19 protein-coding genes and 3 tRNA genes are annotated in these 16,655 nt (G+C 64.3%); 12 read left to right on the plus strand and 10 right to left on the minus strand.

Annotated features, from left to right (window positions below; translation table 11 throughout):
* Nucleotides 1–56: 56 nt before the first annotated feature.
* Both IEY49_RS17410 and IEY49_RS17415 read left to right on the plus strand, forming a co-directional pair.
* Complete coding sequence (locus IEY49_RS17410; protein ID WP_189011090.1) at nucleotides 57–1,178, plus strand: HNH endonuclease signature motif containing protein; 1,122 nt, start codon at nucleotides 57–59, stop codon at nucleotides 1,176–1,178.
* A gap of 84 nt (nucleotides 1,179–1,262) precedes the next feature.
* Nucleotides 1,263–1,613, plus strand: a complete 351-nt coding sequence (locus IEY49_RS17415; protein WP_189011092.1) for a hypothetical protein — start codon at nucleotides 1,263–1,265, stop codon at nucleotides 1,611–1,613.
* 364 nt (nucleotides 1,614–1,977) lie between these two features.
* Here IEY49_RS17415 and IEY49_RS17420 read toward each other — a convergent pair whose 3' ends face one another.
* Nucleotides 1,978–2,451 (minus strand): hypothetical protein, encoded by a 474-nt coding sequence (locus IEY49_RS17420; RefSeq protein ID WP_189011201.1) that lies wholly within the window; start codon nucleotides 2,449–2,451, stop codon nucleotides 1,978–1,980.
* 149 nt (nucleotides 2,452–2,600) lie between these two features.
* Nucleotides 2,601–3,098, minus strand: a complete 498-nt coding sequence (locus IEY49_RS17425; RefSeq protein ID WP_189011094.1) for a GIY-YIG nuclease family protein — start codon at nucleotides 3,096–3,098, stop codon at nucleotides 2,601–2,603.
* A gap of 60 nt (nucleotides 3,099–3,158) precedes the next feature.
* On the opposite strand from IEY49_RS17425, the gene IEY49_RS17430 reads away from it, so the two are divergent.
* The 3 genes from IEY49_RS17430 (at nucleotide 3,159) to IEY49_RS17440 (ending at nucleotide 5,989) form a co-directional block, all read left to right on the plus strand.
* Complete coding sequence (locus IEY49_RS17430; RefSeq protein WP_229780889.1) at nucleotides 3,159–3,635, plus strand: DUF6884 domain-containing protein; 477 nt, start codon at nucleotides 3,159–3,161, stop codon at nucleotides 3,633–3,635.
* A 670-nt stretch (nucleotides 3,636–4,305) separates the two neighbouring features.
* Entirely contained in the window at nucleotides 4,306–5,331 is a 1,026-nt protein-coding gene (locus IEY49_RS17435) for a DUF4357 domain-containing protein (protein WP_189011096.1), read from the plus strand.
* Nucleotides 5,332–5,419: 88 nt separating this feature from the next.
* Complete coding sequence (locus tag IEY49_RS17440; RefSeq protein ID WP_189011098.1) at nucleotides 5,420–5,989, plus strand: tyrosine-protein phosphatase; 570 nt, start codon at nucleotides 5,420–5,422, stop codon at nucleotides 5,987–5,989.
* A gap of 233 nt (nucleotides 5,990–6,222) precedes the next feature.
* Here the strand turns inward: IEY49_RS17440 and IEY49_RS17445 are convergent.
* The 4 genes from IEY49_RS17445 to IEY49_RS17460 form a co-directional block, all read right to left on the minus strand.
* Nucleotides 6,223–6,299: transfer RNA gene (locus IEY49_RS17445), tRNA-Arg, on the minus strand.
* 14 nt (nucleotides 6,300–6,313) lie between these two features.
* Nucleotides 6,314–6,401, minus strand: a tRNA-Ser gene (locus IEY49_RS17450).
* A 14-nt stretch (nucleotides 6,402–6,415) separates the two neighbouring features.
* Nucleotides 6,416–6,503 (minus strand) — tRNA-Ser (locus tag IEY49_RS17455).
* A gap of 68 nt (nucleotides 6,504–6,571) precedes the next feature.
* On the minus strand, nucleotides 6,572–7,828 hold the full coding sequence (locus tag IEY49_RS17460; RefSeq protein ID WP_189011100.1) for a nitrilase-related carbon-nitrogen hydrolase: 1,257 nt from the start codon (nucleotides 7,826–7,828) through the stop codon (nucleotides 6,572–6,574).
* Nucleotides 7,829–7,874: 46 nt separating this feature from the next.
* Between IEY49_RS17460 and IEY49_RS17465 the strand changes: the two genes are divergently transcribed.
* From IEY49_RS17465 to IEY49_RS17490, 6 genes are all read left to right on the plus strand, one after another.
* Nucleotides 7,875–8,513, plus strand: a complete 639-nt coding sequence (locus IEY49_RS17465) for a 5-oxoprolinase subunit B family protein (RefSeq protein ID WP_189011102.1) — start codon at nucleotides 7,875–7,877, stop codon at nucleotides 8,511–8,513.
* Complete coding sequence (locus tag IEY49_RS17470) at nucleotides 8,510–9,454, plus strand: 5-oxoprolinase subunit C family protein (protein ID WP_189011104.1); 945 nt, start codon at nucleotides 8,510–8,512, stop codon at nucleotides 9,452–9,454. Before IEY49_RS17465 ends, IEY49_RS17470 begins: the two co-directional genes overlap by 4 nt.
* Nucleotides 9,451–10,200: a 5-oxoprolinase subunit PxpA gene (pxpA, locus tag IEY49_RS17475; RefSeq protein WP_189011106.1), complete on the plus strand. Its 750-nt coding sequence runs from the start codon at nucleotides 9,451–9,453 to the stop codon at nucleotides 10,198–10,200. Before IEY49_RS17470 ends, pxpA begins: the two co-directional genes overlap by 4 nt.
* A gap of 72 nt (nucleotides 10,201–10,272) precedes the next feature.
* A complete protein-coding gene (locus IEY49_RS17480) occupies nucleotides 10,273–11,367 on the plus strand; it encodes a GGDEF domain-containing protein (protein ID WP_189011108.1) in 1,095 nt (364 codons plus the stop codon).
* Between the two features lie 130 nt (nucleotides 11,368–11,497).
* A complete protein-coding gene (locus IEY49_RS17485) occupies nucleotides 11,498–12,136 on the plus strand; it encodes a DUF47 domain-containing protein (protein WP_189011110.1) in 639 nt (212 codons plus the stop codon).
* Between the two features lie 16 nt (nucleotides 12,137–12,152).
* Nucleotides 12,153–13,148, plus strand: coding sequence for an inorganic phosphate transporter (locus tag IEY49_RS17490; RefSeq protein ID WP_189011112.1), 996 nt, complete (start codon nucleotides 12,153–12,155; stop codon nucleotides 13,146–13,148).
* A gap of 67 nt (nucleotides 13,149–13,215) precedes the next feature.
* Here the strand turns inward: IEY49_RS17490 and IEY49_RS17495 are convergent, their stop codons facing one another.
* The 4 genes from IEY49_RS17495 to IEY49_RS17510 all read right to left on the minus strand — a co-directional run bounded on the left by IEY49_RS17495 (nucleotide 13,216) and on the right by IEY49_RS17510 (nucleotide 15,561).
* Nucleotides 13,216–13,992 carry a type III pantothenate kinase gene (locus IEY49_RS17495; protein WP_373291943.1) on the minus strand — a complete coding sequence of 259 codons (777 nt, stop codon included), beginning with the start codon at nucleotides 13,990–13,992 and terminating at the stop codon, nucleotides 13,216–13,218.
* Nucleotides 13,993–14,174: 182 nt separating this feature from the next.
* A complete protein-coding gene (locus IEY49_RS17500) occupies nucleotides 14,175–14,867 on the minus strand; it encodes a hypothetical protein (RefSeq protein ID WP_189011115.1) in 693 nt (230 codons plus the stop codon).
* A gap of 26 nt (nucleotides 14,868–14,893) precedes the next feature.
* Nucleotides 14,894–15,220 (minus strand): hypothetical protein, encoded by a 327-nt coding sequence (locus IEY49_RS17505; protein ID WP_189011117.1) that lies wholly within the window; start codon nucleotides 15,218–15,220, stop codon nucleotides 14,894–14,896.
* A gap of 11 nt (nucleotides 15,221–15,231) precedes the next feature.
* Nucleotides 15,232–15,561, minus strand: coding sequence for a hypothetical protein (locus IEY49_RS17510; protein WP_189011119.1), 330 nt, complete (start codon nucleotides 15,559–15,561; stop codon nucleotides 15,232–15,234).
* A 38-nt stretch (nucleotides 15,562–15,599) separates the two neighbouring features.
* Between IEY49_RS17510 and IEY49_RS17515 the strand changes: the two genes are divergently transcribed.
* Nucleotides 15,600–15,938, plus strand: coding sequence for a hypothetical protein (locus IEY49_RS17515; RefSeq protein WP_189011121.1), 339 nt, complete (start codon nucleotides 15,600–15,602; stop codon nucleotides 15,936–15,938).
* The last annotated feature ends 717 nt before the right edge of the window (nucleotides 15,939–16,655 follow it).

A 16,655-nucleotide genomic window follows, 5' to 3' on the forward strand; every position in this document is an offset into this window, starting at 1 on the left:
AGCGGTCGCCAGCAGCTTGATCGTGGACGCCGCCGCTTCCTCTTGGCGGTGGACCCATGGCTGACGGTCGCACTCTCCTCGCCACGCTGCTGCGCCATGAAGCCAAATCCAACTCGTACAAATTCGCGCTGGTGAGGGCCATCAATGATCTGGCACTCCTGCATCCTGTGCCGACTGAGCAGGACGTCATTGTTCCCCTTCGCCTCATCGCCGAGCGGTGGCTGGTCTCGTACTGGGCCTTTGTGGGCGACACGCCGGTCTACCAGGGCCCACGGGCCCAACGCGCGACCGGGATTGGGCAGGATCTCAGTTTCCGAGACGCGCTCACGTCTCTGCGGGGGGCCTGGGAAGCGTGGACTGGCACCCGCAGTGAGCCCGCGGACGGAGCGCTGCTGCTCGCCGCGTTTCAAGTGGGTCGTGGCACCCTTCCCGAGCCTTTGCAACGGCTCACCGAGGCTACTGTCGCGGCTATCGCTCAGGCGGTCCGGCAACCCGTCAAATATGCCGGCGGGGGCGGCAGCCACAAGTTGTTCGGGATGCCTGCCCCAGCCCAAGCTCTGAGCGGCCATCTTCTTGCAGGCACGCGCCCTGCCGAGCCCGCCTTTGTGGTCTCTGCGGCCCTGTGGCAGACCTTTAATGATTTGTCGCTGTGGGTAGAAGCCCTGTGTCTGCACGAGTGGAGCTTGTACGTGGAACGGGTCACCCAGCATGTGCCCGTGTCCCGGGGGCAGGTGTTTACGCTGCTGACCGCCACGCCCGCTGCCCGGATTCCGCTGACCTGGGAGCGCCATCAAGTACAGCTGTTGATGCTGGAAGGTGCCGTCTTCCACTGCCCCTGGACCCACAAGCTGCTGACCCCCAGCAACTTTGACCTCGACCACCTCATTCCCCTGGCCGCCCATCCCATCAACGACCTGTGGAACCTGGTCCCTAGCGATCCGGTCCACAACCAACACATCAAGCGGGCGCGTCTACCGGACTCAACTCGCTTACACGGGGCGCTCACGGCCCTCGAGCAAACCTATGGGGTGTATGACCAGCAACCGTTGACGGGTCCAGTGTTACGCCGGGATGTTCTGGCTCGCTTCGGGTTCCCGCTCGCTCCCGCAGCCTTGGCCGAACAAGTGATTGGCCTGGCCAACCATATGGCCGAGGCCAGAAACGTGCCGCGGTATTGAGGAAGGGGAATGGTCCCGAATTGGAATGCCCCCAGCGGGGGAACGTTGAGAACATTTGGAGGGTACGCCACGATGCTAGGCATCATGTTCATTCGTGCGTCTTGGCCTTCATGTGAGCAGATCAATCCCCAGACTCGGCCGGACGCCTTCTGGGTGGAATGCACGCCCGCCGAAGCCCTCGGCCTGACGCCGGAGCTGAACCCGGAGCATCAATGGCAACTCGAGTATCGACCGGACTGGCCGTTATGCTTCCTGATCTCCCGAGATGGCCAGTACGTCGCCCCTCATGAGTTCGTCTTCCCTTACTCGGGTATGTGGAACGGCTACAACCCATTCGTAGCCATCAAGCCCGTGACGATCAGCAGTCTGGCAGAACTGAGTAACATCCAGATCATTCCCCATCACTGGGAGTGGCCCAGCGAGTTACAGGCTTAACGTGGGCTCCCTCTACCTCTTTACGTGTCCCTCCTGTCAGTACAAGGCTGAAGTTTCTGGGGGCCAGGACTACGGGATGGCGGCCACGACCACCACGATCTCGTGTATGGACTGCAAAAAGCTGCGGGACGTGGTCATCGGTCAGTTCGGTCGTGTCGACCGAGAACCCAATTGCCCTCGCTCCAAAAAGCACCGCTGGGAAATTTGGACTGTCGGGGGCCCTTGTCCCCGTTGTCATGCACCTATGGAACAGGGGCAAGAAACCCGTCTATGGGACTAACAGTTAGGTGTGTCGGCTCTTGTCAGCCCACCTTGAACCAACGAGGCCTAACAGCGCCGCCCCTCAGAGGACCGAAGCAGCTGATCACCGTCCATCGACATTCAGCAGCCATTCGCTGTGAAGAGCGGAGGCCAGGGCGATCACCTCTTTCTCTGCGGACGCCACCGACCCTTGGAAACCGCTCGGCCCACGGCTGCCCTCAAACCAGGGCAACAGCAGCATGCTGACCGGACGGTGCAGGGTCGGCGGATCCGTGACGGCGAAGAGCGTCTGTGCCCAGCGGCGGTACTTGCCCGTTGGGCCGCGATAGGCAGAGAAGCCAAACATCGCGTGACTGAGGTCACCCAAGTGGTAGTCCAGCCCGTAGCCCCAGCGGGCGAACTTGTCCGGGTTGCGACGGATGTTCGCGATGTTCTTGCTCACGGCATGTATTTTTCCTCGCCGCTCTGCCTTCCCCACGTAGAGCGGGCTGAAGTCATGCTGTGGCCCGAAGCCCATCAAGTAAACCAGGCCCGTCCACTGCTCCTGGGCGAGACCTTCCTCGATGAGTTCGATCATGGCGGTCTCGAACAGGACGGAGCGGGTCAGGATCCGGCGGTCCCCTGCTTTTCCGCGTTGATGCGTTTGCACCTGGAGATCGTCATTCGTTTCGAACAGTGGAGCGAATCGGGCACCAGGAAAAGCGTCCAACCAAGCTTGCAGGACCGTCATCGGGCTTGGCCCTCATGGTTCAGCAGCCGCAGCGGATACGCGCCCGCCGCCAGACCGACGAGTTGATACTCTACGGCCCCGATCGTCGTCGGGAATCCTGGGAGCGGAGGGAACTGCACTTGAGTCTCCCCCACCAACAGAAGGTCGAGGTCAAACCGAACCGTCTCATGGCCTTCGCGCAAGAACCGCTGGCGCCAGCGGGCGTAGCTGCCTTCGCCCTTAGTGAGGCCAGCTAGGTGCTGGGTCCACCGGGTGACCGGGGAACGCGCCTTCCCCACGTAGGCGGGAGTGATTTCTTCGGGCCGACGTTCACTTAAGACATAGACGTATTCAGGAGCCCTCTGCCGGCCGGCCAGGGTGGTCAGGCGGGCCAGCACGGTGCGGCGGTCAATGGCCTCGCCTTTCTGCGCGAACTGGACGCTGAAGGGCTGATGCTCCGCCATCCAGGCTTCGAAGAGCACCCGTTTGCGGAGGGCATCCCCAGCTTCGCTCATGGACCCATTCTCTCAGACGAGGTTGGAGGTGGGCTGACTGGCGGTTTGGCATGATGGGGCATGTCGGGAATCCTGGTGATTGTGCCGTGTGGAGCGAGCAAGATCTGGGCCAAGCAGCCGGACGCTGGCGCGGTTCAAGCCCAGGACGCCTATACGGGACCGCCGTTTGTGCTGCACCGGCAGTATGCGGAGCGCTTCGGAGATCAGTGGGTGATTTTGAGCGCCAAATACGGGTTTCTCCAGCCTAAGCAGCTGCTCCCCGAACAGTACGAAGTAACGTTCAAGAAAGCCGCCACGCGGCCTATCTCGGTCGCGGAGTTGCAGAGCCAAGTCCGCCTCCTGCACCTCCACCAGGTCAACACAGTGGTGGGCTTGGGGGGTGTGGAGTACCGCCGCGCTATCGAAGGCGCCTTTCAAGGGCTCGGCACGACCCTGATGTTTCCTTTCGCGGGCTTGTCGCTGGGCTACAGCATGCAGGCGGTCAAACGCGCCCTCCAGGCTTCTCTCCCTGAGGGCCAGCTGCCACCTTGGCCTTGACCCGGTATTGCGTAGCTGAAGTTAAGCAGCTGTAGTTGGCGTTCGAACGTCAAGGGAGTCAAGTAACCAAGTGCGCAACGCTGACGGTGGTGGAAAACCTCGATGAACTCAAAGATGGCCTCATTCCCCAAGGTTAGTAGCGGTCCAGCTCAAGAAGTACTTGAGCAAGGAAGTTCCCGGAAGAGATGACGGCACCGCTGCCACTCTGTCCTCCTTGGAAGTTCGCACCCTTCTCCTCAAGGGTAATTACGTACTCGATGCCTTGTCCTAGTCCTAGAGTGAAGTGAACCCATAAATTGCACTCCCGACCAAGCTCCCATGCTTTTGCCCACCCGTCGTTTGAGAGAAGGAAGAGGACCCCACGCGTATCGTTTTCACTTAGTACCAAATAACTTGTTCCAAGGGGCAATGCCAGGCGTTTGTTTACGAGGTGTGCGCCTGAGGTAGCTAATCCCATACCTCTAGGTTGACACAAGGCGTGAGAGTAGAGCCCGTAGGAACGATTAGAATCGGGCCATCCTCACTCCACCCAGAGTGACGTCCCAGAACTTTACACCCGTTCTTGGCAGCCTCTAGGTGACATCCCCACCTAAACAATAGAAACAATCAAAGTCTTACTTCGCCCGTGTCGAAGTCCTGGTAGAAGTCCAATTGGTACACTCGACAGCACATGCCCAACGCGCAGGAACGTATTAGGGAAGCTGTAAGTGCCATCCAGACATGGTTAGCCCATACACCAAATCCTGGCGAGGCGGTGGTCAGACAGGCTATTGTCCTGCGGCTCCTGCACGCTGCCGGGTTTGACATATGGAACCCCGCCGAGGTCGTCCCTGAGGAAACCAACGCTACGGGCAACCGTTCGGACTTTTTGGTTCGTACTGAGAAAGGCAAGTTCGCCCTCGAACTCAAGGGAATGAATGTCACGCTAGGAGCCACGCAATTCCAGCAAGCAGCCACCTACGCAGTAAACGAGGGAACTCGCTGGGCAATAGTCACCAATGGTCGCGTATGGATCGTCATTGACGAACACTTACCTGGGAAGTGGGAGGAGCGCGCGACCCTCAAGCTTGAACTGGGTCAGGAGGGTCAGACCTTTACGGACGATCTTGCCGCATTGCTGAATGTTGATACTTGGAAGGCTGATGCATTTGCAAATGCTGTGCAAGACATCAAGCGTCGTCAGCAACAAAGACTGGATGAGGCGCGCATTCGTAGGGAAAAGACTGCAATTGTGCAAGCAGTCATGGAACAGTTCGGTATTCAAACCTTCGAGCTGGCCGCGACCGCCGCAGCCGAGATGAACCGAATCACCGAGACTGAACGAGATGTACTGTTGGGAAAGAGATCAATTATCCAGCCTTCCGAAGGCATCCTGTTTACCTACAAGATCCTTGGTGCAGTAGCCCATGCAATCTATAACCCCACCGCTAGGACGTGGACGGTGAAAGCAGGTAGTACTGCCCTGAACCGAGTCTCAGGTGATAGTAGTGGGCTAGGAGCCGGGAAGCGGCGGCTGGCGATGATTGCCGCAGGGCACCTTACCGAGAAGAGCGAAGAATACCTGGAATACCTCGAAGACAAGGAATATGCCAGCCCTAGCACGGCCGCAGTCGATATTTCAGGCAAAGCCCAGAACGGATGGGCTGTCTGGAAAGATGACCAGGGTAGGCCCGCCCAACACCACCGTCCTACCTGACCCTGGCTCTTAGAAATCTGAGGGTCGAGGCGCGCGCAAGCGAAATGGCCCATGCGTCCAGATCGCCAACCCGGTACCGTGCGGGTGCATGAGTCTGGACTACACCGCTGGGTGCGTGAACTTCCGAGATGTTGGCGAGTGGCTGAATCTGATCACAGGACAGCCGCTCCTCCATCACGGGCGTCTTCTCCGTGGCGGCAAGCTCGATCACGTCACGGATGCGACATCCATCAGGGAGCCGGCGACTGTGATGAATCTCAGGCGGGGACCAGATCGTCCCACGTGGCTGTTTGGAGCTCAGCAGATTCATCTTCCGGCTGATGACGGCGTTGAGAACTACGACACGCAGCATCCAAAGGTGCGCCGGTGGCTGGGCAAAGTGGTTCATACGGCCGCTGCTCCGGAGACCGAGCTCCCGCTCTTGCTCCACTGCACCTCAGGCAAGGACCGGACGGGTGTGGCCATCGCGGCCATCCTTTTCGCCTTAGGGGTCGCTCCAGCGTTGATCACGGAAGAGTACCTGCTGAGCGATGGAGCAGTGAGACGGGAGTGGATAGAGCAGGCCATTGCTGGTTTTGCGAAGATGGACGGGTACTTTGACGGCGTGAACATCCCGACACTTCAGCAGAGGTTTTGCCTTGGAACTGTCCAGAACTGACCCCAGCAGACGCGGGTTCAAGTCAGCAGTTGCACCTAGTAGGCTTCAGCAGATACAAACACCAGTCAATGCCTCAGAGAGGTCAGGCCCCTTGGAAAACGAAGTGATGCACTCAGAGAAGGGATTAGAGCTGGCAAACCTAGGCTCTGGCTTCGTAAGGCACAAACAAGTCACGCCTTTCCCCTGGCCCCGGAGTCGTAAAGAAAAAACTCCCTCTAGGAGGGAGTTTTCTGTGGTGTGCCCGAAGGGATTCGAACCCCTGGCCTTCTGATCCGTAGTCAGACGCTCTATCCAGCTGAGCTACGGGCACATCCTGATAAGTTTTGGCGAAGAGGGAGGGATTCGAACCCTCGATACCTTGCGGTATACACCCTTAGCAGGGGTGCGGTTTCAACCACTCACCCACCTCTCCAACCTGGGTATTTATGGCGAGGGGTGAGGGATTCGAACCCCCGGTAGGTTGCCCTACTGCAGTTTTCAAGACTGCTGCCTTCAACCACTCGGCCAACCCCCCTTGCGGTGGGTGCGTCTCAGGTGCTGTCCTGAGCGCGAGGGGAAGTATAGGGGGGAGGTTGGAAGTTGTCAACGCATCCGGCGGATCAACGCAAGCAGGGCCAGCACCCCGGCGCCCAGTGCCGCCCAGCTTTCATACCGCCGGGACGCTTTGATATGTCCGTGCAGCACTGCCTCTAATGCCTCTTCGTGAGGGGTACGGGCTGGCGCAGGACACGTGCTGGCCGGCAGGCTCAGGTCCGCGAAGAGCACGTCTGTGCGGTAAGTGTTCTCGCGCGGATGGCCACTGTGAGCCGCAAGGTCAAGACCGCTCTGCCGCAACTGCTCAGCAGGGCCCTCCTCCACCCAGGGGGCCAGCGCGAGAAAGCCCTGACGGGGCGGAGTCATCACGTAGCTGAGGGGTTCGGGAGCATCCTCGGGGCGGCCAGTGATGGCACTCTGGCCATCAAAGGTCAGGTCCAGCAGGTTGCCGACGACCATCGGATTGACGGCGTAGCGGATGCTCCGGCCGCCAGTGGTGGCTGTCCAGCTGCTTTCCAGCCAGGCTACGGGCTGGTCACGGACCTGCTGGGGATCAGGCGGCAACCCCTCCAGAGACGTCCATGGAGCACCGTTGGCATCGGGCTGCAGCAGTACCGTGCAGCCCTGGGCTTCCAGGCGCCCGATCACGTCCCCACGGAAAGCATCCAGGCTGATCGCCACACCCAGGTCCCCGACCGGCGTCGGAAACACCCGCAGTTCATCCAGGCGGCCAGGGGTCAGGTCCCCTCCCGCCCGTTCCTCGGCGGGCGTGAGATGCACCTTGTCAGTCGCCCCAATCAGGTTGCCCTGAGGCCCGAGCAACACCGTCTGGTTGGTCAGCACGCCGGGCTCACGCTTCAGATGCCGGCCATGGCGCACATATCGGGGCATGGGCGTGCTGCCGCAGCAGAGATAGACTCCGTATTCACGGGCCAGGTCCCGGCAGGTGTGCAGGTACAGGCGGGTATTGGGCTCGCTGCCTGCAAGCTGCAGGGCACGCACCGGACTGATCCGTTCGCGCAGCATCAGCGGCAGGGCCGACGCCAGACGGGCCAGAAACAGCGCGGCGGCGGCCCGCTCGAAGGTACTGAGTCGCGGCGCCCAGGGAGCCCCACGCAACACCAGGGGAAGACCATTGAGTTCGGTCAGGACCACCAGGGTCGGCCGGTCTGCGCTCAGGTGGGGGCGGGCCTGCTCCAGCTGAGTTCGCATCCAGCGGCGAAATGCCGCGGCGCTGGTGAAGTCCTGGGCATGCCACTTGGGCTGGACAGCCACCACACGGAAATGTCTCTCACCGGACGCCATGAGCCCAGCGTACCTGCCCTGCGCCACAACATGAAATGATGCACGCGTGACACACGGCCTGAATGCGGACACGCCGCGCTTCGAGGTACTGGGCGACGCGGCCCTGGTGGTGCATTCCCGCCGCGCCCAGGCGCTGAGGGCCAGCCTGCTCGCCTCTCCCCTGTCGGGCGTACGTGAGACCGTGCCAGCCCTGAACGTGCTGACCGTGCTGTTCGATTCCCTGCAGGTGGATCCCGTTGAGCTCGAGGCGGGCCTGCGCACCCAGCTGAGCCTCCTGGATGAGGAAGATGGCACAACCGGCCGCGAAGTCATCATCCCGGTGGTTTTCAATGGGCAGGATCTGGGGTGGTGCGCGGCACATGTGGAGCTGAGCACGCCGGCCTTCATCGAAGCCCTGTGTAACCTTCCTCTGGAGGTCGCGTTTCTGGGATTTACTCCGGGGTTTGCCTTCCTGACGGGTCTGCCGCCCACGTTTCAGATGCCGCGCCTGACTACACCGCGTGAGCGGGTTCCGGCTGGAAGCGTGGCACTGGGCGGGCCCTGGGCGGGAGTGTACCCACGGGAGACGCCGGGCGGCTGGCGGCTGATTGGCCACACAGACGCACCCCTGTTTGATCTCAGCCGTCCTGAGCCTCTGCTGTGGCAGCCCGGAGACCGCGTGCGCTTTCAGCCGGTGGTTCCGTGATCGAGGTGCTTCAGCCAGGGCTGCAGAGCACCCTTCAGGACACGGGTCGGCAGGCGCGTGCCCTGGGAGTCCCTGCCGGTGGGGCCGCTGACCCGGTGGCCCTGCGGCTGGCCCAGGCTCTGGTGGGCAACCCGCCGGACGTGGCGGCGCTGGAAGTGACCCTGCAGGGTCCCACCCTCCGCTTTCACACCGACGCCCTGGTAGCCCTGTGTGGAGCGCCTTTTGAAGCCAGCCTGGACGGTGCCCCGCTGCCATTATGGCAAGCAGTCTGGGTGGGCGCCGGACAGACGCTGAGCGTGGGAGGCACTTCACGTGGACTGCGGGCCGTTCTGGCGGTGCGGGGCGGGCTGGCGGGCGACGAAGCCTTTGGCAGCCGGTCCACCGACCTGCGCAGTGGTTTCGGCGGGCTCGGAGGACGGGCCCTGCAGCGCGGTGACCGGCTGACCCTGGCTGGGGCCGTGCCACCAGCAGTTCCGCCGCGGGCCTGGGTGTCGCCGGACCTGTACACGCCGGTGGGGCCGCAGCAGACCCTGCGGGTTCTGGCGACGGCAGAAGCCAGCCCTGAGCTGCTGAGATCCCTGGTGGAGACAGAGCTGACGGTCAGTTCGCAGGTGGACCGGATGGGTGCGCGCCTGACCCAGACGTTCAGCGCCCCACATGATCCCGGCCGGGTGAGCCTGCCGAATGTGCCAGGTGCGGTGCAGCTGCCGCCGGATGGACGGCCGATCGTGCTGTTGCCCGACGCCGGCACCCACGGCGGCTACCCGACGCCGCTGGTCGTGGCCAGGGCAGATCTGCCACGCCTGGGCCAGCTGCGGCCCGGCGACCGGCTGCACTTCAGACTGGTGGACACCGTGCAGGCCAGGACCGCGCTCCGTGACCAGGAGCAGGCGCTGCGTCTGGCCGAGGACGCCCTGCGCTGGTGGTACAACAGGCCATGACGGAACGTCGCATAGATCTGAATGCCGATCTGGGAGAGGGAAGCGAGCACGAGGCGGCCATCATGCCCTTTGTGACCAGCGCGAATATTGCGTGCGGCGGGCACGCCGGAGACCGGGAGAACATGCGTGAAAGCCTGCGTCTTGCGGCACACCACGGGGTGGCCGCCGGTGCGCATCCGGGCTTTCCTGACCGCGAGGGCTTCGGGCGCCGAGAACTGCATTTCCCGCCGGCCGAAGTCACGGCCTTCGTGCGCGAGCAGATCGAGGCCCTCAAAGCCGTAGCTGCGCGGCAGGGCGTGCGGCTTGCCCATGTCAAACCGCACGGCATGCTCTACAACATGGCCGTCAAGGACGCGGTCCTGGCCGCTGCCATCGCCCGTGCGGCCGCTGACAGCGGTGTGCCCCTGTATTACGGTCTGGCCGGACAGCACAGCGTGATGCTTCTCGAAGCCCGTCTGGCCGGACTCAGGCCCATCGGAGAAGGCTTTGCCGACCGGGGGTATGCGCCGGACGGCAGCCTGTGGCCTCGCGGACAGGCAGGAGCACTGCTCGAGCAGGAGGCTGCGGTAGCGCAGGGGGTCGCTCTGGCGCTACAGGGCCAGACGGTGGCGGTCAGCGGCGAAGTGATCAGTGTGCCCGCGCAGACGCTGTGTCTGCACGGAGATGGTGCAGAAGCCGCCACGCTGGCCCAGGCCCTGCGAGCAGCGCTGGAGGCCGCCGGGGTAGGGGTCGCGGCTCCGGACTGAACCATTGAGTGTCCATTTAGCCGGGGAAGCTGTCAGGATCGCGTGACGCCAGGTGTAGTTCGCTGAAGCGGTATGCACAACGCCACTGCCCTGTCTCTGGAAAGCCTGCACCCCAGGCAGGGCCGGCTGCGCCCCCCGATCCCGGCCACCAGCCGTCTGGAGCTGCCCCTGGTTGTGCTGGCCGGTCTGGCTCTGCTGCTGTGGCCGGCCCATCCGCAGCTGGCGGCCTTTGACCGGGTGGCGTTACCGGCGCTGCTGGGCCTGCTGGCCACCATGAACCTGGCAGCTGCGGGCTACCTTCCACTCCCCGTGATTCTCGCGGGCCGCATGGCCATGCTGGGAGCCTGGAGCTACGTGCTGTTCAAGGCGGCTTTTGTGGTGGCCGGCCTGCCGGCCGGGTCTCAGGTCGAGGCACTGGCTCCGGTCCTGCTGTGGGTTCCGGCGCTCCTGGTCTCGCACACCTGGCGGCTGTCACCCACGGAAGCCCGGTGGCTGACAAACATGGCGCTGCTGGTGCTCCTGGGACTGTCCGGGGGTGCCCTGGCGCGTGGAGCAGACGCCGGAGCCGCCCTGCTGCTTCAGGTCCTTCTGGCCTGTGGGCTGCTGCTGACCGCCCAGCGCTCGGTGCAAGAAGTCATCCGGCGTCAGACGAGACGCGGAGCCTGGACAGACCTGGAGAGCGGGCCGCGTGATCCCCTGACCGGACTGCCGGACCGCAGCACCGTGGAACGCTGCCTGCGTCAGCTCGCAGCACGCCCAGGCGGCGTGTCGGTGGCCGTGGTGCGCATCGACCATGCCCAGCGCCTGGAGGCCGAGCGGGGCGAGGCTTTTATGGAGCGGCTCACGGCCCACGTGGCGCGGACCCTGGTGGAATGCCTGCGCGACGATGATCTGGTCGGCCGTCTCTCGGGCCGGCAGTTTATCCTGCTGCTGCGCGTGCCGGATGCGCGGGCGGGGCGGGCTGCCTGTGAGCGGCTGCGGCTACGGGTGGCCTCACGGCCCATCGAGGGCGTGAATCCCAGCATCAGCGTGGGACTCACCGACGTGCAGGACACCCCCGAAACCACGCTGGGGCACGCCGAACAGGCGCTGAACGACGTCACATCTGGAGCGTTCAACCGTGTGCAGATCAGTGCGCCTGCAGCGCCGGACGCCAGAGCCAGCTGAGGGCACGACAGGGCCGGGAAACCTTACACTGACACAGAGTTGCGGGAGGTTCATCTGGGGCCTCCCCTTTCCTTTGTCTCAGTGTCCTGACATTTTCATGACATTAGGGCAGACAATCAGGAGGATTATCATGGTTCTGTCAAAATTCATGCCCCACAACCCGAAGTTCAGCGCCAAGTTTGCGGAGTCTGCCCGCAACGCTCACCTGACTGCCCAGGCGCTCGTGGACCTGCTGGAGAACTACACCGATGTGGAGCGCAAGGTGCAGCGCGTCCGTGACCTGGAACACGAAGGGGACCGCCTGAGCCGCGAGATCACTAACCTGCTGGCCGAGTCGTTCATCGTGCCGTTCGACCGCGAGGACATCATTGCCCTGAACGACGAACTGGACGATCTGGTCGACGACATGGAGGACGCCGCCCGTAAGCTCAGCCTGTACGGCGTGCAGGCCCCCCTGCCACAGATGGCGCAGCTTGCCCGTGTGGTCGAGCGCCAGTGCGCGCTGCTGGCCGAGGGCATGCCCATGATCGAGGACACCCGCAGGGGGCCGGATCTGGCCAGAATTGCCGTCGAGATCCGCAAGCTCGAAGACGAGGGCGACACCATCAGCGACGAAGTGCAGCGTACCCTGTACCAGGGTGTCAACGACGTCCATGGCATGATCCGCGCCATGCGCGGCGGCGAGATCGTGGATCTGATCGAAGACGCGTCGGACCAGGCCCAGCGCGTGGCAAAGACCGTCGAGAGCATCCTGCTCAAGAACGCGTGAAGGCAGGCTGACTCACATGGAACCTGCCCTGATCGGCCTGATCATCATTCTGGCCCTGGCCCTGGCTTTTGACTTCATCAACGGCTTTCACGACACCGCCAACGCCATCGCCACCTCGGTTGCCACCAGGGTACTGACCCCTGCCCAGGCCATCGCGATGGCCTCCATCCTGAACGTGGTGGGGGCCTTGTCGGGCACCGCCGTCGCCAAGACCATCGCCACCGACATCGTGCCGCAGGACTTCGCCACGCTGGAGCTCACCGGCGCGGCACTGCTCAGCGCGATCATCTGGAACCTGTTCACCTGGTGGAAGGGGCTGCCCAGCAGCAGCAGCCACGCGCTGATCTTCAGTCTGGTGGGTGCAGGTGTGGCGGCTGGCGGCTGGGGCATCATTGTGCCCAAGGGCGTGCGCAAGACCCTGATTGGTCTGGTGACCAGCCCAGCCCTGGGCTTTATCGTGCCGATTGTACTGATGGCCCTGCTGTCCTGGCTGGTGCTGCGCTGGATGAAGCCGCGCACCGTGACCCGCAGCTTCCGCTGGCTGCAGATCGGCTCGGCGGCCTTCATGGCCTTCTCGCACGGCGGCAACGACGCCCAGAAGGCCATGGGAATCATGACCTTCGCCCTCAGTGCCTATCTAGGCACCCAGGTTGAAGTGGTGCCGCTGTGGGTGATTCTGTCTGCTGCGATTGCCATGGGCCTGGGCACTGCCATGGGGGGCTGGCGCATCATCAAGACCATGGGCTTCAAGGTCGTGGACCTCAAGCCGGTCGACGGCTTCGTGGCCGAGGCCAGCGCCGCTGCCGTCATTACCGCTGCAACGCAGCTGGGCATTCCGGTCAGCACCACCCACACCATCAGCAGCAGCATCATGGGCGTGGGCACCACCAAGGGGTTCCGCAAAGTCAAATGGCAGGTTGCCGGCCGCATCGTTCAGGCGTGGATCTTCACGATCCCGGTGTGTATTGCCCTGGGCTGGGCCCTGCATAGACTGATCCTGCTCTTCGCGTAAATACCGCAGCCCAGCGACCAACGAAAATGCCCCGGCCAGCAGTTGGCCGGGGCGTTTTCGTTGGCTTCTACCGACTGGCCCAGAGTTCAACCAGACCGCGCAGGGTCAGGGTCTCGTCGTACTGGTCGATTTCCTGGCAGATGCCCTCGATGGTCCGGGCGAAGCCTCCGGTGGCAATGGCTACGGCCTCCCCGGGCAGTTCGGCGCGGATGCGGCGCAGCAGACCGTCCACCATGTCGGCGTACCCGAACACCAGCCCCGACTGCAGGGCATGAACGGTGTTGCGGCCGATGGCGGTCTGCGGCGCTGCCAGGGTAATCCGCGGCAGCTTGGCCGCGCGGGAGAACAGAGCGTCGGCGCTGACCTGCGCACCGGTGGCCAGCACCCCGCCCAGAAAGCGGCGGCCCTTGCCGATCACATCGAAGTTGGTGCTGGTGCCGAAGTCCACCACCACGGCATACTCGTGGTGGTCCATGTACTTCTCGGCACCGAACAGGTTGCACAGACGGTCGGCGCCCACCACACCCGGCTGGTCGAGTTCCACCTGCACGTCCGGAAGGTTGTCCGCGCTGACCTCAAAGGCTTCGACCATGAAGTGCCGCCGCAGGGCCAGAGCGTAGTTCTCTCCGACCGGCGGCGCCACGCTGCTCAGGACCGCCGCGTGTGGTGCCTGTGCGCCGGACAGGGCGAACAGTCCATGCAGTTGCAGGGCCAGGTCGTCCGGCAGCATGTCGCGGTTGGTGCGCACGCGCCAGGTGTGGGTCAGGGTCAGGGACTCGTCCGCGAGCCCCAGCACAGTGCTGGTGTTGCCGATGTCCACGGCCAGAAGAGGAAAGGCGGGCACGCCCGGCATTGTACGTGCCGTGCGCTGCCCGCCCGCCACAGAGCCCTTATACGGATTCCGGCTGTTTCATTGAAAAACCGGGAGAGCGCCGGTTTGTCAATTCCACGCCCGGAACCTGTTTTTCTCCCACTCGCTCCGCTCCGATTGAATCGTTTGCAAGAACGATTCAATCGGAGTCCGTATTACTGGAAGCTGCCCAGGTCCAGGATCACGCTGTAGGCGCAGTTGGTATCCGCCTCAGTGCGCAGCAGCAGGTCGACCTTGTCACTGGCGCCCATTCCGGCCTTGAGCGGCTCGAAGTAGTACACCAGCGTGCCGCTCCACCTGCCGGCATCCTCCTTGAAATCGTTGACGTAGCTGCTGCGGACCGGCGCGATCAGCTTGCCCTCCGGTCCCTTCAGGCGTGCCAGATAGGCGGCGCGGGCTTTTTCCGTGGGCAGGCCGCGCACGCTGACATCGACACGCAGCTGCCCATCCGGCAGACGTGCACGCGACAGTTCGGCGCCCAGTGCGTCCGCCACGCTGAGGTTGCGGAAACGGTCGCGGGCCTCGGTGGCCTGATAGGCCAGCTGATCGGCCTGTCCGCTCACCGTCACGGCCACCGGACGGCTGCCCTTGCTGAAGTCTAGCGGTGCGGCCAGCCAGTCGGCCACGCACGCTGCTTCGCCATCAAACACCCTGACCGCATCCTTGCCCGAAGCGAACTGGCCTTCCTTGACCCCCAGGTCAACGGTCAGGAAGGTGTTGACCGGATCACGGCGGGCGTAGGCCCCATTGATGACGTTGCGGGCCGTGGTCTGTTCGAGCTGAGGCACCCACGCCAGGGCAGGCGCGGAGAGCAGCAGGGGCAGGGATAGCAGAATGGATTTGTACACTAAGAACCTCCAGAAAAGCAGTGGAATCAATCCTTGAAGTAGACGACGCGGCAGGCTTCACCCGCCGCACGGAACTGCTGGGCAGCGGCAGCCGAAAGTTCGACATCAGCCAGATAGTCCGAGTTGGGCGCAAATTTGGAGGGAATCACGCGGCTGGCTTTCACCCGGGTCACGTTCTTGAACGGAGCCAGCCCGGCTTCGGAGGTGACGTAGGTGTGCAGGTTGCCTTCCATGACCAGGTCAGAACTCACACCCTTGATCAGCTCCGGGTCGGGCCACACCTGTGCGCCGGCAGACATCACAAAGCTGCTCTGGGCCCGCTGGAAGTTCCCTAAGCCGCGCACGTCGATCACCACCGTGCAGCTCAGAGGCCGGTCCTCACGGCCGGCGGCGGCACCTGCTCCCCCTGCTCCGGGGCGCGCACCCTCACCGTTGCCTCCTCCCCCATTGCCGGTTCCTCCGCCGCCGGGACCGCCAGCGCCGTTGCCGCTGCCCGGACCAGCCCCGGCTGCGCCAGGGCCGCCACCAGCAGGTGCAGACCCGCCGGAGCCGGTCCCAGGCCCTGAAGACCCGGACGGCGCGGGTCCCGCCGATGGCGCAGCTCCGGAAGGACCTGTTCCAGCAGGCCCAGACCCGGATGGCGCGGATCCTGATGGTCCAGACCCGAAAGGCGCCGCTCCGGCAGACCCAACACTGCCACCCGCCCGGGCTGCCGGGGCCTCCGCTGCTGGGGTGCCGCCGCCCGCGCCGGACCCCGCTGCCCGGCCCGTCTCTGGAGGGCCTGAAGTCCCGGAACCGCTGTCTGGGGTCCGGCGCGCTGTCTCTACAGGTCTGGAGGCGGCGGGCGAGGCTGGGGCTGGCGAAGCGGCGACTGGAGCTGGTGTGACCGGCACTGGTGTGACTGGTGCCGGCGTGGCTGCTGCCTGCGTAGATGATCCTGGTCTGGGGGCGGCCGGCGCGGAGGTGCCCGAAGCGGAGGAGGCTCCATCGCCGGCAGCTGGGCGGGTCGGCACCACCGGACGGGGTGCCGGAGCAGGAGTGGACGCCACGGGGGTTTCTGGGCGGGGTTGAGGGGCAGGCGCAGTGACCGGTGGCCGGGCCGGAACGGGAGGGGAAGGCTGGGCCGGGACAGGATCTGGTGCTGGGGCCACGGTGCCGCGCGGCGTGGTCGGCACATCGGGAGCATTGGCTGGTGCAGGTGTAACTGGCCGCGCAGGAATGGCCGCAACCGGACTGTCTGGAGCGTCCGGAGTGGGTGACCGTGCAGGCGCCGCCGGAATGGCCGCAGCAGCTTCCCGCGCCGGCTCGGGCGCGGCCTCGGCAGGCGCTTGCACAGCGGCTTCCACCTGCTCCCGGCGCGGCAGGGCAGCAACCGGCTCCGGCTCGGCCGGAGCCACTTCACTGTCAGCCGGTGCGGCCTGACTGGCTGCTTCCTCGGTCACAGCTTCCTCCGCCACAGGGTCCAGGTCTCCAGTGCCCGGAGCCACAGTGGTGTCCGGGGCCAGCTCGGCGGGCTCGTTGGCAGGGGCGGTGGGATCCGGCGTGGGGGCAGCAGCGGGCGCAGGGCGGGAAGCCGTACCTGCGGCAGCCGCAGGTGCCGATGCGGATGACTGGGACGGGGACCCAGTAGCCCCAGCTGAAGGAGCCACAGACGCCTCAGCTGGGCCGGACGCTGCCCGGGGCGTGCCTCCAGCCTCTGCAGCAGGCGCGGGAACGGACCTCGCTGGTGACGCCAGACGGGCAGCCGGCTCGGGCCTGAGGGCTGTGGGCTGGGGAAGGGCAGGCGAG

The organism is Deinococcus malanensis (assembly GCF_014647655.1).
GTDB classification, from domain to species: domain Bacteria; phylum Deinococcota; class Deinococci; order Deinococcales; family Deinococcaceae; genus Deinococcus; species Deinococcus malanensis.